Origin of the sequence: Luteimonas sp. YGD11-2, from assembly GCF_004118975.1 — a bacterium.
Taxonomy (GTDB): Bacteria; Pseudomonadota; Gammaproteobacteria; order Xanthomonadales; family Xanthomonadaceae; genus Luteimonas; species Luteimonas muca.
This window is the reverse complement of record NZ_CP035376.1, coordinates 2,219,561-2,239,095: the sequence shown is the minus strand read 5'-3', so window position 1 is coordinate 2,239,095 and position 19,535 is coordinate 2,219,561. Positions and strand designations below refer to the sequence as shown.

21 protein-coding genes are annotated in these 19,535 nt (G+C 69.6%); 14 read left to right on the top strand and 7 right to left on the bottom strand.

Annotated features, from left to right (window positions below):
* The first annotated feature begins 4 nt into the window (after positions 1 to 4).
* From ERL55_RS10160 to ERL55_RS10125, 8 genes are all read left to right on the top strand, one after another.
* Positions 5 to 2,026: a hypothetical protein gene (locus ERL55_RS10160; RefSeq protein WP_129136325.1), complete on the top strand. Its 2,022-nt coding sequence runs from the start codon at positions 5 to 7 to the stop codon at positions 2,024 to 2,026.
* Between the two features lie 29 nt (positions 2,027 to 2,055).
* Positions 2,056 to 2,640, top strand: coding sequence for a YdbL family protein (locus tag ERL55_RS10155; protein ID WP_129136324.1), 585 nt, complete (start codon positions 2,056 to 2,058; stop codon positions 2,638 to 2,640).
* 161 nt (positions 2,641 to 2,801) lie between these two features.
* Positions 2,802 to 4,166: a 23S rRNA (uracil(1939)-C(5))-methyltransferase RlmD gene (gene rlmD, locus ERL55_RS10150; protein ID WP_129136323.1), complete on the top strand. Its 1,365-nt coding sequence runs from the start codon at positions 2,802 to 2,804 to the stop codon at positions 4,164 to 4,166.
* 21 nt (positions 4,167 to 4,187) lie between these two features.
* Positions 4,188 to 4,697, top strand: a complete 510-nt coding sequence (locus ERL55_RS10145; RefSeq protein ID WP_129136322.1) for a CYTH domain-containing protein — start codon at positions 4,188 to 4,190, stop codon at positions 4,695 to 4,697.
* 140 nt (positions 4,698 to 4,837) lie between these two features.
* On the top strand, positions 4,838 to 5,839 hold the full coding sequence (nagZ, locus tag ERL55_RS10140) for a beta-N-acetylhexosaminidase (protein WP_129136321.1): 1,002 nt from the start codon (positions 4,838 to 4,840) through the stop codon (positions 5,837 to 5,839).
* On the top strand, positions 5,836 to 6,393 hold the full coding sequence (locus ERL55_RS10135; protein WP_129136320.1) for a hypoxanthine-guanine phosphoribosyltransferase: 558 nt from the start codon (positions 5,836 to 5,838) through the stop codon (positions 6,391 to 6,393). Before nagZ ends, ERL55_RS10135 begins: the two co-directional genes overlap by 4 nt.
* Before the next feature lie 42 nt (positions 6,394 to 6,435).
* Positions 6,436 to 7,182 (top strand): S-methyl-5'-thioinosine phosphorylase, encoded by a 747-nt coding sequence (locus tag ERL55_RS10130; protein WP_129136319.1) that lies wholly within the window; start codon positions 6,436 to 6,438, stop codon positions 7,180 to 7,182.
* An 88-nt stretch (positions 7,183 to 7,270) separates the two neighbouring features.
* The gene (locus ERL55_RS10125) at positions 7,271 to 7,477 is read left to right on the top strand and encodes a cold-shock protein (RefSeq protein WP_100322260.1); all 207 of its coding nucleotides are present in this window, start codon (positions 7,271 to 7,273) and stop codon (positions 7,475 to 7,477) included.
* Between the two features lie 207 nt (positions 7,478 to 7,684).
* Here ERL55_RS10125 and ERL55_RS10120 read toward each other — a convergent pair whose 3' ends face one another.
* Both ERL55_RS10120 and ERL55_RS10115 read right to left on the bottom strand, forming a co-directional pair.
* Positions 7,685 to 8,842, bottom strand: coding sequence for a phospholipase A (locus ERL55_RS10120; RefSeq protein WP_129136318.1), 1,158 nt, complete (start codon positions 8,840 to 8,842; stop codon positions 7,685 to 7,687).
* A 53-nt stretch (positions 8,843 to 8,895) separates the two neighbouring features.
* Positions 8,896 to 9,402: a DUF456 domain-containing protein gene (locus ERL55_RS10115; RefSeq protein ID WP_129136317.1), complete on the bottom strand. Its 507-nt coding sequence runs from the start codon at positions 9,400 to 9,402 to the stop codon at positions 8,896 to 8,898.
* Between the two features lie 271 nt (positions 9,403 to 9,673).
* On the opposite strand from ERL55_RS10115, the gene ERL55_RS10110 reads away from it, so the two are divergent.
* Positions 9,674 to 9,883 (top strand): cold-shock protein, encoded by a 210-nt coding sequence (locus tag ERL55_RS10110; protein ID WP_129136316.1) that lies wholly within the window; start codon positions 9,674 to 9,676, stop codon positions 9,881 to 9,883.
* A gap of 66 nt (positions 9,884 to 9,949) precedes the next feature.
* On the opposite strand, the gene ERL55_RS10105 is transcribed toward ERL55_RS10110, so the two are convergent.
* Complete coding sequence (locus ERL55_RS10105; protein ID WP_129136315.1) at positions 9,950 to 10,426, bottom strand: glycine zipper 2TM domain-containing protein; 477 nt, start codon at positions 10,424 to 10,426, stop codon at positions 9,950 to 9,952.
* 146 nt (positions 10,427 to 10,572) lie between these two features.
* On the bottom strand, positions 10,573 to 11,034 hold the full coding sequence (locus ERL55_RS10100) for a hypothetical protein (RefSeq protein ID WP_129136314.1): 462 nt from the start codon (positions 11,032 to 11,034) through the stop codon (positions 10,573 to 10,575).
* Between the two features lie 81 nt (positions 11,035 to 11,115).
* On the opposite strand from ERL55_RS10100, the gene ERL55_RS10095 reads away from it, so the two are divergent.
* Positions 11,116 to 11,925, top strand: a complete 810-nt coding sequence (locus ERL55_RS10095) for a tRNA threonylcarbamoyladenosine dehydratase (protein WP_129136313.1) — start codon at positions 11,116 to 11,118, stop codon at positions 11,923 to 11,925.
* Between the two features lie 24 nt (positions 11,926 to 11,949).
* Here ERL55_RS10095 and ERL55_RS10090 read toward each other — a convergent pair whose 3' ends face one another.
* Both ERL55_RS10090 and ERL55_RS10085 read right to left on the bottom strand, forming a co-directional pair.
* A complete protein-coding gene (locus ERL55_RS10090; RefSeq protein WP_206733411.1) occupies positions 11,950 to 12,714 on the bottom strand; it encodes a TatD family hydrolase in 765 nt (254 codons plus the stop codon).
* Between the two features lie 13 nt (positions 12,715 to 12,727).
* Entirely contained in the window at positions 12,728 to 12,967 is a 240-nt protein-coding gene (locus ERL55_RS10085; RefSeq protein ID WP_129136311.1) for a DUF6116 family protein, read from the bottom strand.
* Between the two features lie 183 nt (positions 12,968 to 13,150).
* On the opposite strand from ERL55_RS10085, the gene ERL55_RS10080 reads away from it, so the two are divergent.
* From ERL55_RS10080 to ERL55_RS10065, 4 genes are all read left to right on the top strand, one after another.
* Positions 13,151 to 13,960: a glycine zipper 2TM domain-containing protein gene (locus tag ERL55_RS10080; RefSeq protein ID WP_129136310.1), complete on the top strand. Its 810-nt coding sequence runs from the start codon at positions 13,151 to 13,153 to the stop codon at positions 13,958 to 13,960.
* A gap of 807 nt (positions 13,961 to 14,767) precedes the next feature.
* A complete protein-coding gene (locus ERL55_RS10075; protein WP_129136309.1) occupies positions 14,768 to 15,931 on the top strand; it encodes an acyl-CoA dehydrogenase family protein in 1,164 nt (387 codons plus the stop codon).
* Between the two features lie 89 nt (positions 15,932 to 16,020).
* A complete protein-coding gene (locus tag ERL55_RS10070; protein ID WP_129136308.1) occupies positions 16,021 to 16,572 on the top strand; it encodes a GNAT family N-acetyltransferase in 552 nt (183 codons plus the stop codon).
* 42 nt (positions 16,573 to 16,614) lie between these two features.
* Positions 16,615 to 18,891: a thiamine pyrophosphate-dependent enzyme gene (locus tag ERL55_RS10065; protein WP_129136307.1), complete on the top strand. Its 2,277-nt coding sequence runs from the start codon at positions 16,615 to 16,617 to the stop codon at positions 18,889 to 18,891.
* Positions 18,892 to 18,961: 70 nt separating this feature from the next.
* On the opposite strand, the gene ERL55_RS10060 is transcribed toward ERL55_RS10065, so the two are convergent.
* Complete coding sequence (locus ERL55_RS10060) at positions 18,962 to 19,456, bottom strand: OmpA family protein (protein ID WP_129136306.1); 495 nt, start codon at positions 19,454 to 19,456, stop codon at positions 18,962 to 18,964.
* Between the last annotated feature and the right edge of the window lie 79 nt (positions 19,457 to 19,535).

Sequence of the window (19,535 nt, the reverse complement as noted above, 5' to 3'; positions counted from 1 at the left end):
CTGGATGGGTCGCCTCCTCATCCTACTCCTGGTCGCCGCGGGCTGCGCACTGCCCGCATCCGTGGCGGCGCGCACGGCGGAAGCGACGATCCAGCGGGTGGAGACCGCGGTGGCGCAACTGCACGGCGTGCGCGTGCAGCTGCACTGGCCGCAAGGGGCGGAGGCCGGCGAGCTGCGCCTGCAGGCCGAACGCGTGGAATCGCCGACGCTGGGCTACGTTTTCCGCGACCTCGACTGGCGCTGCCCGCTGCGGCGGCCCGGGACCGGGGCCTGGGGCTGCGACGGCCCGTTGCGTGCCGGCAACGGTTCTCCGGTGGCACTCGCAGTGGCCCTGGATGCATCGGTGGTGTCGGCCGGGCTCAGGCAGGGTGCCGCGACCCTGGCACTGCATCGCGACGCCACCTCTCCCGACCTCGTGCGCATCGACCTCACGCGGGTGCCGCTGGCATGGGCTACGGCCCTGATCCAGCAGGCGGCGCCGACCCTGCAACCGGGGCGCGGCACGCTCGACGGCCGCGTCGACGTGCATGTCGCCACCGCGGCGCCATTGCGCATCGGGGCTACGTTGCACGGTCGCGGACTCGCCTTCGACTCCGACGACGGCGCATTCGCCGGAGAGGGCATCGACCTGGCCGTGGACGTCGACTACCGCCAGCCGGGCGCGGCCCACGCACTCGCACTGCGCGGCACGCTGCGCGGCGCCAACCTGCTGCTGGGCGCGGCCTATCTCGAACTGCCGTCGGCGCCGATCGCGCTGACCGTGGATGCGGTGCGCGAACAGCCGGATGCGGGCTGGCGGTTCACGCACCTGCGCTGGGACGACGGCGCAGCCCTGCGCGCCGAGGGCGCGGTGGCGCTGGGTGCGGATGCCTCGCTGCGCGCCATGGACCTGCGGCTGCACAGCGACGATGCATCGTTGCTACCGCCGCGCTACCTGTCGGGCTGGCTGGGCGTGGCCGGGCTGCCCGGGCTGACCCTGGCCGGCACCGTGGACGCGCACGTGCGGATGGTCGACGGCGCGCTTGCAGGTATCGATGCCGGCCTGCGCGGGGTCGACATCGCCGATGGTCGCGGCCGCTTCGCCTTCGCCGGGCTGGATGGCGACCTGCGCATCTCCGAAGGCGCGCCCGTGGACAGCGCGCTGTCGTGGCGCGGTGGGCGCCTGCAGGCGGTGGAATTCGGGCCTGCGACGCTGCCGTTCCGCAGCGTCGCCGGACGCCTGGACCTGCGCGGGGACGTGGCCGTCGGGATGCTCGACGGCCAGCTGCGGTTTTCCGACCTGTCGTTGCTGCTGCCGGCGCAGGGGCAGGGCATGCGGATCGAGTCGGGGCTCGCGGTCGAGGCGTTGCGCCTGGACGAACTGGCTTCGGCGTTCGGCTGGCCGGCGTTCGCCGGCACCCTGAGCGGCGAAATTCCGCGCATGCGCTATGCCGACCAGCGACTGGACTTCGACGGCGGGCTGGCGATGCACGTGTTCGACGGCGAGGTGCGCTTCGGCTCGCTGGCGCTGGAGCGGCCGTTCGGGGTGGCGCCCTCGCTGTCGGCCGACATCGAGCTGGAGGACCTCGACCTCACCATGCTCACCGGGGTGTTCGACATCGGCCAGATCGACGGCCGCCTGCATGGCCGCTTCGATGGCCTGCGGCTGGTGGACTGGCAGCTCGCCGCATTCGATGGCGAGCTGCACACCGAGCGGCGCCGTGGCGTACGCCAGCGCATCAGCCAGCGTGCGGTGCAGGACATCTCCAGCGTCGGCGATGCGTCGTTCGCGGGTTCGCTGCAGGCGCAGCTCATCGGCCTGTTCGACGACTTCCGCTATCGCCGCATCGGCATCAGCTGCCGCCTGCGCAACGAGGTCTGCGAGATGGGCGGACTGCGTTCAGCGGGCAACACCTTTACTATCGTCGAGGGCTCCGGCCTGCCGCGGCTGGATGTCGTCGGCCACAACCGCAACGTCGACTGGCCCACCCTGGTGGAGCGCGTCGCGGCGGCGGTCGGTGGCGATGTCGCACCGGTGGTGGAGTGACCGCCGCCCTTTCCTGTCAGGAGACGTCCATGATCCGCTGGTTCGCCATGTTCGCCACCGCGCTGGTGCTGACCGCCTGCGTCACCATCAACGTGTATTTCCCCGCCGCCGAGGCCCGCGAGGCCGCGCGCGAATTCGTCGACGACGTGATCGGCCGCGAGGCGGCACCCGCGAGCACCACGCCCCCGGGCGGCATGGCACGTGGCGGCAGCTTCCACCCGCTGATGCTGCTGGGCATCTCCACCGCGCACGCGCAGAGCCCGGACATCACCATCCGCACACCGGCGATCGAGGCGATCCGCTCGCGCATGGCCGAGCGTTTCCGCGGCACGTTGTCTGCGCATTTCGATTCCGGCGCGCTGGGCTTCACCAGCAATGGCGAAGTCTCGGTGCGCGATGCCGGCAGCATTCCGATGGCACAGCGGGCGCAGGTCAACCAGGCGGTCGCCGAGCAGAACCGCGATGCGCGCGCGGTCTACCGCGAGATCGCGGTGGCCAACGGCCAGCCCGACTGGGAGCCGCGCATCCGCCAGGTGTTCGCCGAGCAGTGGGTGCAGCGCGCCAAGGGCGGCTGGTGGTACCAGGACGCAGGCGGCAGCTGGCGCCAGAAGTAACGGCTGAGCCCGCTGCGCAGAGCCCGCGCGCGACCCGTCGCTGACCGGGCCGACTGCACATCGCGGCTGAAGCCCCAGTGTGTGGCGTGGGGGCGCGCTGGCGCGATGCCCGCAGGCCGGAGCATCGCCACCGCCGGGGGCGCCCCACCTGTGCAGGGGCCATGGACGATCTCTGCGACAATGGACGGCTTCCGCAGCTACCGCTCCGCCACGTGGCCCGACTCGACCAGACCCCGTTCCCGCTCGACATCCTCGACCTCAGCCATGACGGCCGCGGCGTTGCCCGCCGCGAGGGCGGCAAGACCGTGTTCGTCACCGGCGCACTGCCCGGTGAGCGCGTCGTCGTGCGCCAGACCGCACGCTCGCGCAGCTTCGACGAGGCGGTCACGCTGGAGGTCGAGCGCGCCTCGCCGGATCGCGTCGAGCCGCGCTGTCCGCATTTCGGCGTGTGCAGCGGCTGCGTGCTGCAGCACCTGGATGAATCCAAGCAGATCGTCGCCAAGCAGCGCGTACTGCTCGACAACTTCACCCGCATCGGCCATGTGACCCCGGACGAGGTGCTGCCGCCACTGACCGACCGCCAGTGGGGCTACCGCCGCAAGGGCCGGTTCTCGGTGCGCCGGGTGGAGAAGAAGGGCAAGACCGTGGTCGGCTTCCGCGAGCTCGATCCACGTTTCGTCGCCGACCTGTCGATCTGCTACACCGCGATCCCGGCGATCGGCGAGCGCGTCGAGGCGCTGTCGGCGCTGGTCGATTCGATGGACGCGCGCCGCGAGATTCCGCAGATCGAGTTCATCGCCGGCGACGACACCGTCGCGCTGGTGTTCCGCCACCTCGCGCCGCTCTCGGACGACGACCGCGGGCGCCTGCTCGCATTCGCGCAGGAGCACGGGTTCGCGATCTTCCTGCAGCCGGGTGGCATCGATTCGGTGCATGCGCTGTGGCCGCAGGATCCGCCACTGGCGTTCCGCCTGCCGCAGTGGGACGTGACGCTTAAGTTCCGCCCGCTCGACTTCATCCAGGTCAACAGGGGCCTCAACGAGAAGATGATCGCGTGCGCCATCGAACTGCTCGATGCGCAGCCCGGCGAGCGCGTGCTCGACCTGTTCTGCGGGCTGGGCAACTTCACCCTGCCGCTGGCGCGCGGCAGCGCGCAGGTGGTGGGCGTGGAGGGCGATGCCGGGCTGGTGGCACGTGCGCGCGAGAACGCCGCGCTCAACGCGCTTGGCAACGCCGAGTTCCATGCCGCCGACCTGACCCAGCCGCTCGATGGCAAACCGTGGGCGCGGCAGGGCTTCGACCGGCTGCTGCTGGATCCGCCGCGCTCGGGCGCCGATGCGGTGCTCAGGCAGCTGTCGCTCAAGGGGCTCAAGCGCATCGTCTACGTCAGCTGCCATCCCGGCTCGCTGGCGCGCGATGCCGGCTACCTGGTCAACGAGCGCGGCTGGAAGCTGCGCGCCGCGGGGGTGATGGACATGTTCCCGCACACCGCGCACGTGGAATCGATCGCGCTGTTCGAACCGTGAGCGCAGCACTGGAGGTGATGCATGGGCGTTGAGATCGAACGCAAGTTCCTGCTTCGCGACGGGTGCTGGCGCGATGCGGTCGAGCGCACCGTGGTGATGGCGCAGGGCTATCTCAACGATGCCTCCTCGCTCGACAGTGGCGCGCAGCGCGCTTCGGTGCGGGTGCGGCTGCAGGACGACCTGGCCTTCCTCAACATCAAGTCGCGCGAAGTCGGGCTGCGCCGCCAGGAATTCGAATACCCGCTGCCGGTCGACGATGCGCGCGCGCTGCTGGCGCTGTGCGTGGGCGGCCGGATCGAAAAGCGCCGCCACCTGGTGCGCCACGGCGCGCATCTGTGGGAGATCGACGAGTTCGACGGCGACAACGCAGGGCTGGTGGTCGCCGAGATCGAACTCGCCGACGAGCACGAAGCCTTCGAACGACCGGACTGGCTGGGCGACGAGGTCACCGATCTGCAGCGCTACTACAACCTCGCATTGGCGGATCGTCCGTACCGCGAATGGAGCGGGGACGAACGCTCCGGTCGTTGAGCGGCCACGCCGGGTTTGACGGAATCCCGGGATGTGATTGCCGAACGCTGTAGCGCCGCGCAGCGGGCGCACCCGCAAGCCGCGGTGCGGTTCTGCGACAATGCCGGGCAGGCACGACCTGTGCCGATGGAGACCCCCGCATGCTCGTGATCGGCGTCGCCGGCACCGAACTCACCGCCCAGGAACGCGACTGGCTGCAGCATGATGCCTGCGCCGGCGTGATCCTGTTCACCCGCAACTTCGCCTCGCGCGCGCAGGTGTCGGAGCTGTCGCAGGCGATCCGCGAAGCCGCGCCGCGGCCGCAGCTGGTCTGCGTGGACCAGGAAGGGGGTCGCGTCCAGCGCTTCCGCGACGGCTATGCCGCGCTGCCGCCGCTGGAAACCTTCGGTGCGCGCTACCGCGATGACCGCGAGGGCGCACTGGCCGCCGCGCGCGAGCACGCCTGGTTGATGGCCACCGAGGTGCGCGCCACCGGCGTCGACCTGAGCTTCGCCCCCGTGGTGGACCTGCACCGTGGCAACCTCGCCATCGGCGACCGTGCCTTTGATGCCGATCCGGAGGTCGTCGCCGCGCTCACCCGCGCCTACGTCGAAGGCATGCACGATGCCGGCATGGCCGCCACCCTCAAGCACTTCCCCGGGCACGGTTCGGTGCGCGAGGACACCCATTTCGACAACGCCGTCGACGACCGCGCGCTCGACGAGATCCGTGCGCATGACCTCGTGCCGTTCGTTGCCGGCATCGATGCCGGCGCCGACGCGGTGATGCTGGCGCACGTGGTGTATCCGCAGGTGGCCCCGGAGCCGGCCGGCTATTCCAGCCGCTGGATCAACGGGATCCTGCGCGAAGAGATGGGCTTCCGCGGCGTGGTGTTCTCCGACGACATCGGCATGGCCGCGGCGCACGGCGTGGGTGGTGTCAGGGCGCGGATCGATGCGCACCTCGATGCCGGTTGCGACGTGGTGCTGGTCTGCCATCCGGAGCTGGTGGCCGAGTCGCTTGCGGCGGTGGAAGGCCGTGCGCTCAACACGATGGCGCTGACCGGCCTGATCGGCCGCGGCGCGCTCGGCTGGGATGGCCTGCTCGCCGACCAGCGCTACAACGCCGCGCGCGGCGCCATCCCGGGAGGCTTCATCGCATGACGCCCAGACTTGCCGACGCGCTCGTGGGCGCGGAGTGCCTGCACGACCGCGCCACGCTCGATGCCGCGATCGCGCGCATGGCCGATGCCATCCACGCCGATTACGCCGCGGACGCGGTGCCGCCGCTGTTCGTCACCATCATGCATGGCGGCATGCCGTTCGCGACCCAGCTTGCCTTCGCGCTCGGCGAACGCGGGCTGGACGTCGAGTTCGAATACCTGCACGCCACCCGCTATCGCGGCCAGACCCGCGGTTCGGGGCTGGCATGGCTGCACCGGCCGGCGACCCCGATGCGCGACCGCCGCGTGCTGCTGGTCGACGACATCCTCGACGAGGGCCACACGCTGCATGCGGTCACCCGCTGGTGCGAGGACCAGAACGCCACCGACGTGCGCGTGGCGGTGCTGGCCGACAAGCAGCACGACCGTCGCGTCGAGGGCATCGTCGCCGACTACATCGGCGTCGAGGTGCCGGACCGTTACGTGTTCGGCTATGGCATGGATTTCCACGAGCAGGGCCGCAACCTGCCGGCGATCTACGCGCTCGCCGAGTGATCCCCGGCATGTCTTGAACCTGGCACGTCCACAGGAACCGCGATGATCAACATCGACCTGGCCGTCATCGGCGGCACCGGCCTCTACCGCATCGCCGAACTCGACAACGTGGATACCCACCAGCCGCCGACGCGCTATGGCGCGCTGTCGGGGCCGGTGCGCGTCGGCACGCTGGAAGGCCTGCGTGTCGCCTTCCTGGCGCGCCACGGCGAAGGCCACTCGGTGCCACCGCACCGCATCAACTACCGCGCCAACCTCGCCGCGCTGCAGGCGCTCGGCGCGCGCCGGGTGATCGCGCTCAATACCGTGGGCGGCATCACCGGACGCTTCGGCCCGCGCGTGCTCGCCTGCCCGGACCAGCTCATCGATTACACCTGGGGGCGGGTTTCCACCTTCTGCGAGGAGGAGGGCACCGACGTCCTGCACGTGGATTTCGGCGATCCCTACACCCCGACACTGCGCACGCAGTTGCTGGATGCCGCGCGTGCGGCCGGCGTCGACGTCGTCGATGGCGGCTGCTACGGCGCCACCCAGGGTCCACGGCTGGAAACGAAGGCGGAGATCGCGCGCCTGCGCCGCGACGGTTGCGACCTGGTCGGCATGACCGGCATGCCGGAGGCGGCGCTGGCACGCGAACTCGGGCTGGAATACGCATGCCTGGCGATCGTCGCCAACTGGGCCGCGGGCTGCGCGGATGCGGAGGAGATCACGTTCCAGGAAGTGCTGGACAACGTTGCCGCGGTGTCCGCGTCCATACCCGCCATCCTGCGTCGCTTCCTGACGTCCTGAGATTGCAAACCGCGACCGTTTGCTTCGATACTCGGCCCCGTGCGCCGATTGGCGTGCGCTATCGAATCCAGACGAAGGTGGAAGGGTTATGCAATACGGCACAGTGAAGTGGTTCAACGACGCCAAGGGTTTCGGCTTCATCGCCCCGGAAGACGGCGGTTCGGACGTATTCGTCCATTATTCGGCCATCGATTCGAAGGGCTTCCGTAGCCTGCAGGAAGGCCAGCGCGTGAGCTACGAAGTGACCCAGGGCCCCAAGGGCGCCCAGGCGACGGGCGTGGCCCCGGTCGCGTGAGCCACGGACCACGGTGACCTCGAAGCCCCGCCCGGTGCGGGGCTTTTTTGTGATGGCCGGCTCTGGACGTTCCCTTGGGGCCACGGCGGGCCGCCCGGACCCACTGGCGGCGATCTCGATGGGAAGAGATCCGTTCCCGCCTTCCCACAGGGCGCTGCCATGAACGTCGATGCCCCGCGGTCGCGTTGCTGCGCCGCGGGTGAACGGTTACAGCCAGTCCTGCAGCGAGATGCCCAGGCCGATGTAGGTGGCCTTGTGGTTGTAGTCGATCAGGCTTTCGCCATAGCCGTGGAACACCTGCAGGTGGCCGCGGAAATTGCGGAAGTCCGGGTGGATCGGGAAGCCCCAGTCGACCTGCAGCGCACCGCGCGACTCGTCGCCGCCGCGCAGCGAATGGCGGCCCATCACCGTGAAGCGATGGTCGCCGCGCACGTGCATCAGGGTGAGGTCGCCGCGGCCCATGTAGTCGGCGATGTCGGGGTTGTCGTCGTCGCTGCCGTCCTTGAGGTGCACCCACGGCCGCGCCACCAGCGCCCAGTTCTCACGGTCGAAGCCGAAGTTGAACATCAGCCGGTTCCAGCTGCGCGACAGCGGATCGCCACGGCCGTTGGACTGGTGGTTGATGCCGATCGCGCTCATCCGCCCGTGCCAGCCGCCCGGCAGGCTGTAGCCGTTGCGGAAGACCAGCAGCACTTCCGGCTCGTAGTTGGTCTCGCGGAACGGACGCGACTCGTCGGTGTTGTAGATCTGCCAGCGCGAGCTCTGGGTATAGCCCATCCACACGTCGCCGTTGTCGCCGAACAGGTTCTCGAGCGCCTTGGTCTTGAAGCTGATCTGGAACTTGGCCTCCAGGCTGTCGAGCGACTGCGGCGTGTCGACGATGTTGTCCGGATTGGGCGAGGACGGCATGTTGTTGATGTCGCTGGTCCAGAATGCCGGCAGCAGGTAGAGCGGCTTGTAGACGCGGAAGTTGAACAGCCCGAGCTTGGAGTCGCGCGCCAGCTCCCAGCGCGTATCCAGCAGCGAGCCCTTGCCGACGTTGGCGATGGCATCCAGGCGCTGGCTGTCCGCCCCGACCCGGAACATCTCGCCGGCGGGCTGCACCGCATCGAGTGCTTCGGCATCGACCCCGGCATCGGCCTCGACGCTGGCACGGGCGACGGCGGCCGCGACGTCGGCCTGCTGCGGACCCTGCTGCATGCGGCCGGCGGCGGTGTCATAGCACTGCAGGCGCTGCGCGTCGTTTTCCAGCCCCACGCACGCGCTGGTGTCGGCTGGCTGGAGGACCTGCTGGGCGAGGGCAACGGGTGCGAACGCGAGCGCAATGGCGGCGGCGAGCAGGCTCGGCGCGAGGGATCGGGGCATATGGATCTCGTGGGGGTTGGATAAAGCGGAGGATTGGACCGTGCGCGATGTCGTCAGCGCGTGGTCCACCAGGACAGCGCGAACACGCCGATCATTGCGAAGGCCAGCATCAGTTTCAACGCGACCGCGACCACCACGCCGACCCATGTGCCGACGCCGACCCGGGTGGCGGCCCCGAGGTCGGTCGCACCGATCCGGCGGCGATGCCAGAGCTCACCCGCCATCGCGCCGGCGAACGGGCCGACGAAGATGCCCGGGATACCGAAGAAGATGCCGACGAAGGTGCCGACGACCGCGCCGGCCAGGGCCTTGCGACTGGCACCCACGCGCCTGGCGCCCATCGCGGTGGCCCAGAAGTCCACCAGCAGCGACAGCACCGTCAGAAGCGCGAGCAGCCCCAGCGTCAGCCCGCCGACATGCACGAAGCCATCGGCCCAGGCCGCGAGCAGCATGCCGGCGAAGATCAGAGGGATGCCGGGGATGGCCGGCAGCACGGTCCCCAGCAGGCCGACCACGACGAGCAGGATGGCAAGGGCGTAGAACAACGGTTCGGTCTGCATGGCAGGTCCGGAAAAGGGAGGCGGAGGGTGCGCGGGACGGGCCCGGGAAGCGGATTGCATTCTCCCTGAACCCGCGATAAGTTGGCCGCGCTGTGTTTGTCAAGGTCACCGTGAAACGTGGCCCGGATGCAGTCGATTCGTGTTGGATGCACCCGCGTGGTTCCACCGGTCCGCTACATCGAACGCTCTGCGCTTCCCCCTTGCAACCAGCCGCCGGCGACGGCGTACCCATCAATGAGGTCCAGGCAGTCCGTTCGAGGGAGCAAGCGTAATGGCAGATCGTGAGACGGGTACCGTGAAGTGGTTCAACGACGCGAAGGGGTTCGGCTTCATCAGTCGCGAGAGTGGCGAGGACGTGTTCGTGCACTTCCGCGCGATCCAGATGCAGGGGTTCAAGAGCCTCAAGGAAGGCCAGCGGGTGAGCTTCACCGTCGTCCAGGGCCAGAAGGGCCTGCAGGCGGATGCGGTGCAGGAAGCCTGAGCGGCCAACTGAGTGACAAGAAAAACCCGGCCATTGGCCGGGTTTTTCTATGGGTGCCTGAGGAACTTACAGCGCCCAGGCACGTCCGTCGCGGACCTGCACGGACGAACCTTCCCGCAGCCCGCTGACATCCTCCTGCACCATCACCACGGTGCGGCCGTCGTTGAGGCGCACGTGGACGTCGTAGAAGTTGCCGCTGCCGGTGCGGTTCTGGATCGCGTTGCCGGCAACGGCACCCGCCACCGCGCCTGCGCCGGTGGCCACGTTGCGGCGGCCGTCACTGTCGCTGTTGCGTCGTGCGATCTCGCGCCCGGCGGCAGCGCCGACGATGCCGCCGATCAGCGGGCCGGCGACGTTGGGGCTGCTGTCGGGACGGCGTTCGATCCGCGTCACGGTGCCGCAGTCGCGGCAGTTGGCGCTGTTGTAGCCGCCGTAGCTGCTGCCCGAGCCGTACCCGCCGGAGCCGTAGCCCGGTGAGGTGGCGCAGCCCGCGAGGGCCAGGGCGGCGGCTGCGGCAGTGGTGAGGAGCAACGGGGTCTTCATGGCATCTCTCCGCTTCGGAAGGTGATGCGCGACAGGGCGCGCACGCAGCGAAAGTAGAAGTGCCGCCGTGAACAGGCCGACAACCCGCATGGGCCGGAGCGTCCCGGTCGTCGACCACCGGGCCAGGGTTCATCCGCGCGTGGCGGTCAGCCGCGGAAATCCTGGTGGCAGGCGCGGCAGGTGTTGCCGATGTCGCGCGTCGCGGTGCCCAGCGTGCCGCAATTGATCGGTGGCGACGCCAGGCTGGCATCGAGGGTGCGGCGCATCTGGCTGGCGGCCGCGGAGAAGCGCCTGTCGTCGCGCAGGTCCGCGAAGGCGGGCTCGAGGTCGTCCGCCATCACCCGCAACGTGCGCAGGTGGGGCAGGGTGTCCGTGGCCTCGCAGCGGTTCTGTTCGACCTTGGTGCGCAGCTGGTCGAGATGCCACTGCTGCACGTGCATCACGCTCGACGGGAAGTGGTCGGCGCGTGCCTGCAACGCGCGCATCAGCATGACCGTGGCCACCACGCCCACCACCAGGCCCAGCACGAACAGGAACAGGTAGCGCTGCGCGGCGGAGACCCGCGCGGACGGCTGGCGGGGCGCGGGCTTGTCGGCTGGCGTGGACATCGCGGTCTCCGTGGCGGGGCGGGCGGACCATAGCACGCGCCCGTGCCGGCGCAGCGTGGCGGGCGCACTAGAATATCGGCCATGGACAGCACCTGGACCGACCGTTTCCGCGGCATCGACCGCCTCTATGGCGAGGGCGCGCTCGCCACGCTCGCGCGTACGCACGTGGCCGTGATCGGCCTCGGCGGGGTCGGCTCGTGGACCGTCGAAGCGCTGGCGCGCAGCGGCGTGGGCAGGCTGACGCTGATCGACGCGGACGACCTGTGCGTGTCCAACACCAACCGCCAGCTGCCGGCGATCGCGGGCCAGTACGGCCGCGGCAAGGCCGAGGCGATGGCCGAGCGCTGCCGTGCGATCAACCCGGCGATCGAGGTGGCCGCGGTCGCCAGCTACCTCACCCCCGGCAACCTCGACGCACTGCTCGGCCCCGGCTATGACCTGGTGGTGGATGCGTTCGACAGCTTCCGCGCCAAGGTCGAAGCGATCGCCTGGTGCCGGCGCCGCAAGCAGCCGATCCTGACGGTCGGCTCGGCCGGCGGCCGCATCGATCCCACGCTGGTACGCATCCGCGACCTGTCGCGCACCGAGCACGATGCGATGCTCGCGCTGGTGCGCAAGAAGCTGCGTGGCGAGTTCAACTTCCCGAAGGGGCCGAAGCGCTACTTCGGGGTGCCGGCGGTGTACTCGCTGGAGAACGTGCGCTATCCGCAGGCCGACGGCAGTGTCTGCGGGCTGCGCCCCAAGGTCGATGGCGAAGCGTCGCTGAAGCTCGATTGCGGGGCCGGTCTCGGCGCCGCCACCCACATCACCGGCACGTTCGCGTTCGCCGCCGCAGGCAAGGCGATCGCGATGCTGCTGGCGCGTGCGGAAAAGGCGCGCGACGCGGCCTGAGGCCGGGCAGGTCGCCGCCTGCAGTTATTGCGGCAGGCCGAACAGCCTGCAGGCATTGCGGGTGGTCGCTTCCGCCAGATCCCCGGGTGACATCCCGCGCAGTCCGGCCACCACGTCGCAGACGCGGGTCAGGCGCGCCGGCTCGTTGCGCTGGCCGCGGTGGCCGCTGTCGGGCTGGTCCGGCGCATCGGTTTCCAGCAGCAGCTGCTCCAGCGGCACTGCAGCCACCACCCGGTGCATGCGTTTGGCGCGCTCGTAGGTGACCGGTCCGCCGATTCCGATCAGGAAACCCAGCTGGTGCAGCTGGCGCGCCTGTTCCTCGCTGCCGGCAAAGCTGTGCACCACCCCATGCACCTTGCCGACGCGCCGGATCGACTGGATCACCGCATCCACCGCGCGCCGCGCATGCACGATCAGCGGCAGGCCGGTCGCGCGCGCGAGTTCCAGATGGCCGTCGAACCAGCGCTGCTGGGCCTCCAGGTCGAGGCCTTCGACGTAGTAGTCGAGACCGCATTCGCCGATCGCCACCGGTCGTTCGCGGCGCACCCATTCGTCGAGCAGGTCGAGATGCGCGTCGTCGTGGTGCTCGAGGAAGGTGGGATGCATTCCGTAGGCCGCGTACAGGCCCGGGTCGAGCCGGCAGGCGTCACGCAGCAGCGTCCACTCGTCGGCGTGGGTGCCCGGCAGGATCTGACGGGTCACCCCGGCCTCGCGGGCACGGGCGATGACGGCCTCGCGGTCGCCGTCGAACTCGCTGGCATCCAGGTGGCAGTGGGTGTCGACCAGCATCACGCGAACGTGCTCAGCGCTGGCGACGTGCCTGGCCGTCGATCGGCGGCCGGCCATCGGATGCCGGGGCATCGTTGCGCTTCACCCGCGCCAGCAACAGCGTGCCGAGGCCGAGCAGCAGTTCGTCCACCAGCGGGATCGGGTCGGGCACCACCAGGGTCAATGCGAACAGCGCGGCGGTGACCGCGAACAGGCGTGGATAGCTCAGGCGTCCGAGCCAGCGCAGCATCGGGCCGAGCAGCAGGTAGCGCATTGGAGGACTCCGTGTGGCGGGTCTGGGCGGCTCGTCGTCACGCTAGCACGCACGGTTCAACGCGGCGTTCAGGCGTTGACAGGAGTAAGCGTTTTCTCCGCGGCATCCATTCAGGAAGGAAATGCTCGAATCCGGCTCAACGCTTCGCGACACCTCGCGACATGCGAGCAAGGAGAGAGACCCATGAAGAACAACACCCTCGCCATCGCCCTGGCATCGCTGCTGGTCGGCGGTGTCGCTGTCGCAGCCTTCCAGAGCAACCGCGACGAGGTGCCGGCCACCGGTACGTCGTCGGGCGTGTTCGAGGCGGTCGAAGGCGAGCAGCCGCTGGCCGATGACGCCATCCCGGTGGGCGGCCGCGTCGAATACGCGGACGTGGTGCAAGTGGAGCCGATCACCGAACGCCGCGACCTCTACGCAAGCGTGATCGGCAGCGCGCCGATCCACGAGACCACCACCAGCACCACGCCGCGCGAGGTGTGCGAGGAGGTGGTGGTACAGGAGCGCCTGCCCGAGCGCGACGGCAACGTCGGCGGTACCGTCGCGGGCGCGGTGATCGGTGGCCTGGTCGGCAACCAGGTCGGCGGCGGCAACGGCCGCAAGCTGGCCACCGCCGCCGGTGCGACCGCAGGTGGCTTCATCGGCAACCGGGTCGACCGCAACCACGTCGGTGGCCGCGTGGTGGAACGCGTGGACCGCCAGTGCCGCACCGTGCAGGACTCCTCGCAGTCGTCGCGGGTGGTCGCCTATGACGTGACCTACCGCAACCCGGACGGCAGCACCGGCACGCTGCGCACCGACAGCAAGCCTGGCGAGCGCATCCGCTTGGGCGCCGAGGACGTGCCGGTGGCGTACGACGTGACCTACCGCTTCGACGGGCGCGAGCGCACCGTGCGCATGGAGCAGCGTCCCGCAGGCGAGCGCCTGCCGGTACTCGATGGCCAGGTGGTGACCCAGACCGCCGCTGTCGACGACGACGCGCGGCTGCAGTAACCAGGCGCCGGGCGCGTGCCCGGTTGCCTGAAGTGACGTCAAAGGGTCGGACCATGTCCGGCCCTTTTTCCTGCGTCGAACTCGACGGCAACGGCGCGAGCTGACTGTTTTTGCGCCTGTAAGCTGCTTCCTGGTGACTCCGCGTTGCCCGTCGCGCACACGGGGGGTGTGCTGCCCCGGCCGGAGTCCGCGTCCAGCTGCCACGGCCGGCCGCCGGCCATCCATGGCCGGCTGTGCGCACACCCCCCGGTGCACGCGACGGGCTTCGACGTTCGTCGGCTTCGGCGACGGAGAGCCGAAGCCGACGAAGTCTGCAACCGACCACTCTCGTGCGTCCGTCCGTTCGGGCACGGAGATCGACAGTGGCTCAGCCGAAGCCCTTTATTGCCATGACTGTCTGACGATCCTCGCTCTTGATCTTCTCCCGGACGCGGTGACGGCTCGGGGCCCGCCGCGGACGCAGGGGGATGTCCAGAGCCGGCCATGGATGGCCGGCGGCCGGATGTGTTAGCAGGACGCGGAGATATCCGGCTGGGCATCCCCCTGTGGCCGTGGCGGGCCACGCGTGCCAGCCAACGCCTTCGTGCCTTTCAGGTGATTCGTCTGTCGACGCGTGCGTAATCCACCTGATGCGCCCGCAATGCGTCCGACGGCTCCAGGCTCCGACCGCGCAAGCCCCCGGGGGAAGAGGATCCCCCCGTTGGCATGTGCAGCCTTCCGCCGACGAAGGATCCGGCACAGGTCAGCAGGCCATGGCCCCGCGCAGCCGGGGCGATACAATCGCGGCTTTCCGCACGCGCGAACGCCATGGCCCTCAATCCCTACGATCTCTACGACATCCGCTCGCTCCTGACCGAGGAGGAACAGGCCGTCCAGGACGCCGTGGCGCGCTTCACCGACGAGCGCGTGCTGCCGATCATCGGCGAGTGCTTCGACGAAGGCCGCTTCCCGAAGGAGCTGATCCCGGAGATCGCCGGCCTCGGCCTGCTGGGCGCGACCCTTCCCAGCCAGTACGGCGGCGCGGAACTCAACTACGTCGGCTACGGGCTGATCTGCCAGGAGCTCGAACGCGGCGATTCCGGCCTGCGCAGCTTCGCCAGCGTGCAGTCCTCGCTGTGCATGTACCCGATCTACGCCTACGGCACCGAAGAGCAGAAGATGCGCTGGCTGCCGTCGATGGCGCGCGGCGAGACCATCGGCTGCTTCGGCCTGACCGAGCCGCACGGCGGCTCCGACCCGGCCAACATGAAGACCCATGCGAAGAAGGACGGCGCGGACTGGGTGATCAACGGCTCGAAGATGTGGATCACCAACGGCAACCTCGCCGACATCGCCATCGTCTGGGCGCAGACGGATGACGGCATCCAGGGCTTCGTGGTGGAGAAGGATTTCGCCGGCTTCACCGCGCAGGAGGTCAAGCACAAGATGAGCCTGCGCGCCTCGGTGACCAGCGCGCTGTTCTTCGACAACGTGCGCGTGCCGGACGCCAACCGCCTGCCGAACGTCAAGGGCCTCAAGGGTCCGCTCGGCTGCCTGACCCAGGCGCGTTACGGCATCACCTGGGGCCCGATCGGCGCGGCGATTGCCTGCCTCGACGAGGCACTGAACTATTCCAAGGAGCGGATGCTGTTCGGCCGCCCGGTCGCGGCCACCCAGAGCGCGCAGATCAAGATGGCCGACTGGGCGCGGCGCATCACCAGCGCACAGCTCCTGAGCCTGCAGCTCGGTCGCCTCAAGGATGCCGGGAAGATGCAGCCGACCCAGGTGTCGCTTGCGAAGTGGAACAACTGCCGCATGGCCATCGACATCGCCCGCGAAGCGCGCGACCTGCTCGGCGGCGCCGGCATCACCACCGAGCATTCGCCGATCCGCCACGCGCTCAACCTCGAGTCGGTGATCACCTACGAGGGCACCGAGACCGTGCACCAGCTGGTGGTGGGCCGCGAGCTGACCGGCATCAACGCGTTCTGACTTCCCGGGCTCCGGTGCGAGCCGGGGCCCGCGATCCGCTTTATTCGCGGGATTTCGCCTCGTTGCAATCGAGCCCTGGGGGACCTGGCATGTCGCTTCCGGATATCCGCATCGAAACCGAGCGCCTGGTCCTGCGCCTGCCGCAGGCGGGGGATTTCGAGCGCTTCGCCGAGCTGATCGGCGACGAGGACGCGGCGCGCTGGATCGGCGGCCACATGCCGCGTGCCGCGGCGTGGCGCAAGTTCCTGCAGCAACCGGGCGCGTGGATGATCCAGGGCTTCGGCATGTTCTCCATCATCGACCGCGACAGCGGGCAGTGGCTGGGGCAGGGCGGGCCGTGGAAGCCCGATGGCTGGCCCGGCAACGAGATCGGCTACATGCTCCACCGCGATGCATGGGGCCGCGGCTACGCCACCGAAGCACTGACGGCGGCCATCGACTGGGCGCTGGACGAACTCGGCTGGGACGACTTCGTCCACTGCTTCGCGCCGGAGAACGTCGCCTCGAAGAAGGTCGCGTCGAGGCTCGGTTCCACGTTTATCGGCATGGCCACGTTGCCACCGCCCTACCAGGATTCACCGTGCGAGGTCTGGGGACAGACCCGTGCGCAGTGGCAGGACACCCGCAGGCGCCGCGGCTGACCGCGTCGCTTTCGCAACCACCCGACCAGGCATTCCATCGACATGTTCGCAGCCGTACCCAGTCCGATCCCCGCCCGCATGAAGGGGCTCAACCGCGCGGAAATCTGCGACGTCAACTTCCAGGAGTCCGTGCGTGGCTGGGACGGCCGTGCCGACGCCCGCCCGGCCGCTGACGAAGCCATCCTCGACGGCAGCGCGCTGGACGCGCGCGGTTTTCGCGAACTGTTCGAGTCGCAGCTGATCAGCCGCCATCTCGACCTGATGGCGCGCGTGCTGCGCGTGCAGAACAAGGTCTTCTACACCATCGGCAGCTCGGGCCACGAAGGCAACGCGATGGTCGCCCGGCTCACCCGGCATACCGATCCCGCGTTCCTGCATTACCGCTCGGGCGGCTTCATGGCCGAGCGCTTCCGCAAGCTGCCGGGGATGGATCCGGTGATGGATTCGGCGCTGTCGTTCGCCGCTTCCAAGGACGACCCGGCATCGGGCGGCCGCCACAAGGTGTGGGGCAGCAAGCCGTTGTGGGTGCTGCCGCAGACCTCCACCATCGCCTCGCACCTGCCCAAGGCGCTGGGCACCGCGATCGCGATCGAGCACGGGCGCCGCATCGGCCATGCGCTGCCGGTGCCCGACGACAGCATCGTCGTGTGCTCGTTCGGCGATGCGTCGAGCAACCACGCCACCGCGCAGACCGCGTTCAACGCCGCGGCCTGGACGGCCTACCAGAAGCTGCCGGCGCCGGTGCTGTTCGTCTGCGAGGACAACGGCATCGGCATCTCGGTGAAGACCCCGGACGGCTGGATCGCACGCAATTTCGCCAACCGCACCGACCTGGATTATTTCGCCGCCGATGGCCTCGACCTCGCCGCCGGCTACGGTGAGGTGCAGCGTGCGGTCGAGCATTGCCGCCGCACCCGCCGGCCGACCTTCCTGCACCTGCGCACGACGCGGATCATGGGCCACGCCGGCACCGACTTCGAGATCGAATGGCGCTCGATCGAGGAGCTGTGCGCGGTGGAGGCGACCGACCCGCTGCTGCGCTCGGCGTCGATCGCGCTCGAGTCCGGGCTGATGTCGAAAGACGAGGTGCTTGCGCTGTACGAGGCCACGCGCGAGCGCTGCTTCGCTGCGGCCGAGGACGCGGACAGCCGCCCGCGCCTGTCGACGCTGGAAGACGTGGTCGCGCCGCTGGCGCCGTACACGCCCGACGCCGTGGCCGCCGAAGCCGCCCGCGCGGATTTTGACGAACGCCGCCTGCAGGCGTTCGGTGGCGAGGCGAAGTTGCCGGAAAACGCCGGGCCCAAGCACCTGGCGATCCAGATCAACGCCGCGCTGCACGACCTGTTCGCCAAGTACCCGGAAGTCCTGCTGTTCGGCGAGGACGTGGCGCAGAAGGGCGGTGTCTACACCGTCACCAAGGGGCTGCAGAAGGCGTTCGGCGCGCGCCGCGTGTTCAACACGCTGCTCGACGAAACCACGATCCTCGGCATGGCGCAGGGCTACGCCAACATGGGCCTGCTGCCGCTGCCGGAGATCCAGTACCTGGCGTACTTCCACAACGCATGCGACCAGATCCGCGGCGAGGCGGCGACCCTGCAGTTCTTCTCCAACAACCAGTACCGCAATCCGATGGTCATGCGCATCGCCTCGCTGGGTTACCAGCGCGGGTTCGGTGGGCATTTCCACAACGACAACTCGATCACCGCACTGCGCGACATCCCCGGGCTGGTCATTGGTTGCCCGAGCCGCGGCGACGATGCCGCCACCATGCTGCGCACGCTGGTGGCACTGGCAAAGGTGGATGGGCGCGTGTGCGCGCTGCTGGAGCCGATCGCGCTGTACATGGCCAAGGACCTGCACGAGCCGGGCGACGGCGGCTGGCTGACGACGTACCCGTCACCGGACGAGGCGATGCCGCTCGGCGAGGAGCGCGTGTACGACGCCGATGCCCGTGACCTGGTGATCTTCACCTTCGGCAACGGCGTGCCGATGAGCCTGCGCGCCGCGCGTGCCATCGAGGCCGCGCACGGCTGGAAGGTGCGCGTGGTGGACCTGCGCTGGCTGCTGCCCTTGAACGAGGCCGCGATCGCCCGTCATGCCGGCGAGTGCGCGCGCATCCTGGTGGTCGACGAGGGCCGCCGCAGCGCCGGGGTGGGCGAGGGCATCATCACCGCGATCAGCGAAGCCGGGCTGGGCCACAAGCCACTGCGGCGCGTGGTCGGCGCGGATACCTTCACTCCGCTTGCGGGCGCCGCGTTCCTCGTGATTCCGTCGGACGAGGACATCGTCGCGGCGGCGGCGGAACTGGCGCAGGGCTGAGCCGTTCGAGGCGGCCCGCGCCTGCGTGGTGCTGACCCTCTCCCCGCGCGGGGAGAGGGCCCGGTCCAGCTCAATCCGCGAACTGCACCCGCACTTCCACGCGGCGGTTCGGCGCCAGGCAGTCGCGCAGCGCGTCGCCGCGCATGCCTTCGCAGTCCTCCACCGGCTCCACGCTGCCGCGGCCCACGGCGGTGATGCGCTCGGCGGGTACGCCGCGGTCGATCAGGTAGTCGCGTACCGCATTGGCACGCTGCTCGGACAGGCGCAGGTTGGCGCGGTCATTGCCGATGCGGTCGCTGTGGCCGATCACGTGCACGATCTCGAGCGGGCGCGACGACAGGCGCGTTGCCAGGTCGTCGAGCGCGGTGCGGCCCTCGACGCTGAAGTCCTCGATGCTGGCACTGCCGAACGCGAACAGACCGTCCGCGGACAGCCGCTCGAGGAACGTCGAGGGCAGCTGCGGAACCGGTTCGGGCGCCGGCTCGGGGGCGGGTGCCTGGCTGGCGCAGGCGGCAAGCAACAGCGTGGAAAGCGCCGCGGCGGCGGCGGTCGGTGCGAAGCGCATGGTGGTTCCCCTTCCTCTGGAGGCGGTATCAATACATCGACTGCGTGAAAGCGGTATGGCGTCCTGCCCGATGCGTCCG

Excerpts from the sequence above, each read along its gene's own strand:
- ERL55_RS10155 (WP_129136324.1), top strand. The coding sequence starts at position 2,056 with ATGATCCGCTGGTTCGCCATGTTCGCCACCGCGCTGGTGCTGACCGCC.
- ERL55_RS10085 (WP_129136311.1), bottom strand. The coding sequence starts at position 12,967 with ATGCGCTACCTGCTGCTCGGCCCGATGCTGCGCTGGCTCGGACGCCTG.
- ERL55_RS10135 (WP_129136320.1), top strand. The coding sequence starts at position 5,836 with ATGACGCCCAGACTTGCCGACGCGCTCGTGGGCGCGGAGTGCCTGCAC.
- ERL55_RS10075 (WP_129136309.1), top strand. The coding sequence starts at position 14,768 with ATGGCCCTCAATCCCTACGATCTCTACGACATCCGCTCGCTCCTGACC.
- ERL55_RS10120 (WP_129136318.1), bottom strand. The coding sequence starts at position 8,842 with ATGCCCCGATCCCTCGCGCCGAGCCTGCTCGCCGCCGCCATTGCGCTC.
- ERL55_RS10060 (WP_129136306.1), bottom strand. The coding sequence starts at position 19,456 with ATGCGCTTCGCACCGACCGCCGCCGCCGCGGCGCTTTCCACGCTGTTG.
- ERL55_RS10110 (WP_129136316.1), top strand. The coding sequence starts at position 9,674 with ATGGCAGATCGTGAGACGGGTACCGTGAAGTGGTTCAACGACGCGAAG.
- ERL55_RS10125 (WP_100322260.1), top strand. The coding sequence starts at position 7,271 with ATGCAATACGGCACAGTGAAGTGGTTCAACGACGCCAAGGGTTTCGGC.
- ERL55_RS10145 (WP_129136322.1), top strand. The coding sequence starts at position 4,188 with ATGGGCGTTGAGATCGAACGCAAGTTCCTGCTTCGCGACGGGTGCTGG.
- ERL55_RS10080 (WP_129136310.1), top strand. The coding sequence starts at position 13,151 with ATGAAGAACAACACCCTCGCCATCGCCCTGGCATCGCTGCTGGTCGGC.
- ERL55_RS10065 (WP_129136307.1), top strand. The coding sequence starts at position 16,615 with ATGTTCGCAGCCGTACCCAGTCCGATCCCCGCCCGCATGAAGGGGCTC.
- ERL55_RS10105 (WP_129136315.1), bottom strand. The coding sequence starts at position 10,426 with ATGAAGACCCCGTTGCTCCTCACCACTGCCGCAGCCGCCGCCCTGGCC.
- ERL55_RS10070 (WP_129136308.1), top strand. The coding sequence starts at position 16,021 with ATGTCGCTTCCGGATATCCGCATCGAAACCGAGCGCCTGGTCCTGCGC.
- ERL55_RS10130 (WP_129136319.1), top strand. The coding sequence starts at position 6,436 with ATGATCAACATCGACCTGGCCGTCATCGGCGGCACCGGCCTCTACCGC.
- ERL55_RS10100 (WP_129136314.1), bottom strand. The coding sequence starts at position 11,034 with ATGTCCACGCCAGCCGACAAGCCCGCGCCCCGCCAGCCGTCCGCGCGG.
- ERL55_RS10160 (WP_129136325.1), top strand. The coding sequence starts at position 5 with ATGGGTCGCCTCCTCATCCTACTCCTGGTCGCCGCGGGCTGCGCACTG.
- nagZ (WP_129136321.1), top strand. The coding sequence starts at position 4,838 with ATGCTCGTGATCGGCGTCGCCGGCACCGAACTCACCGCCCAGGAACGC.
- ERL55_RS10115 (WP_129136317.1), bottom strand. The coding sequence starts at position 9,402 with ATGCAGACCGAACCGTTGTTCTACGCCCTTGCCATCCTGCTCGTCGTG.
- ERL55_RS10095 (WP_129136313.1), top strand. The coding sequence starts at position 11,116 with ATGGACAGCACCTGGACCGACCGTTTCCGCGGCATCGACCGCCTCTAT.
- rlmD (WP_129136323.1), top strand. The coding sequence starts at position 2,802 with ATGGACGATCTCTGCGACAATGGACGGCTTCCGCAGCTACCGCTCCGC.
- ERL55_RS10090 (WP_206733411.1), bottom strand. The coding sequence starts at position 12,714 with ATGCTGGTCGACACCCACTGCCACCTGGATGCCAGCGAGTTCGACGGC.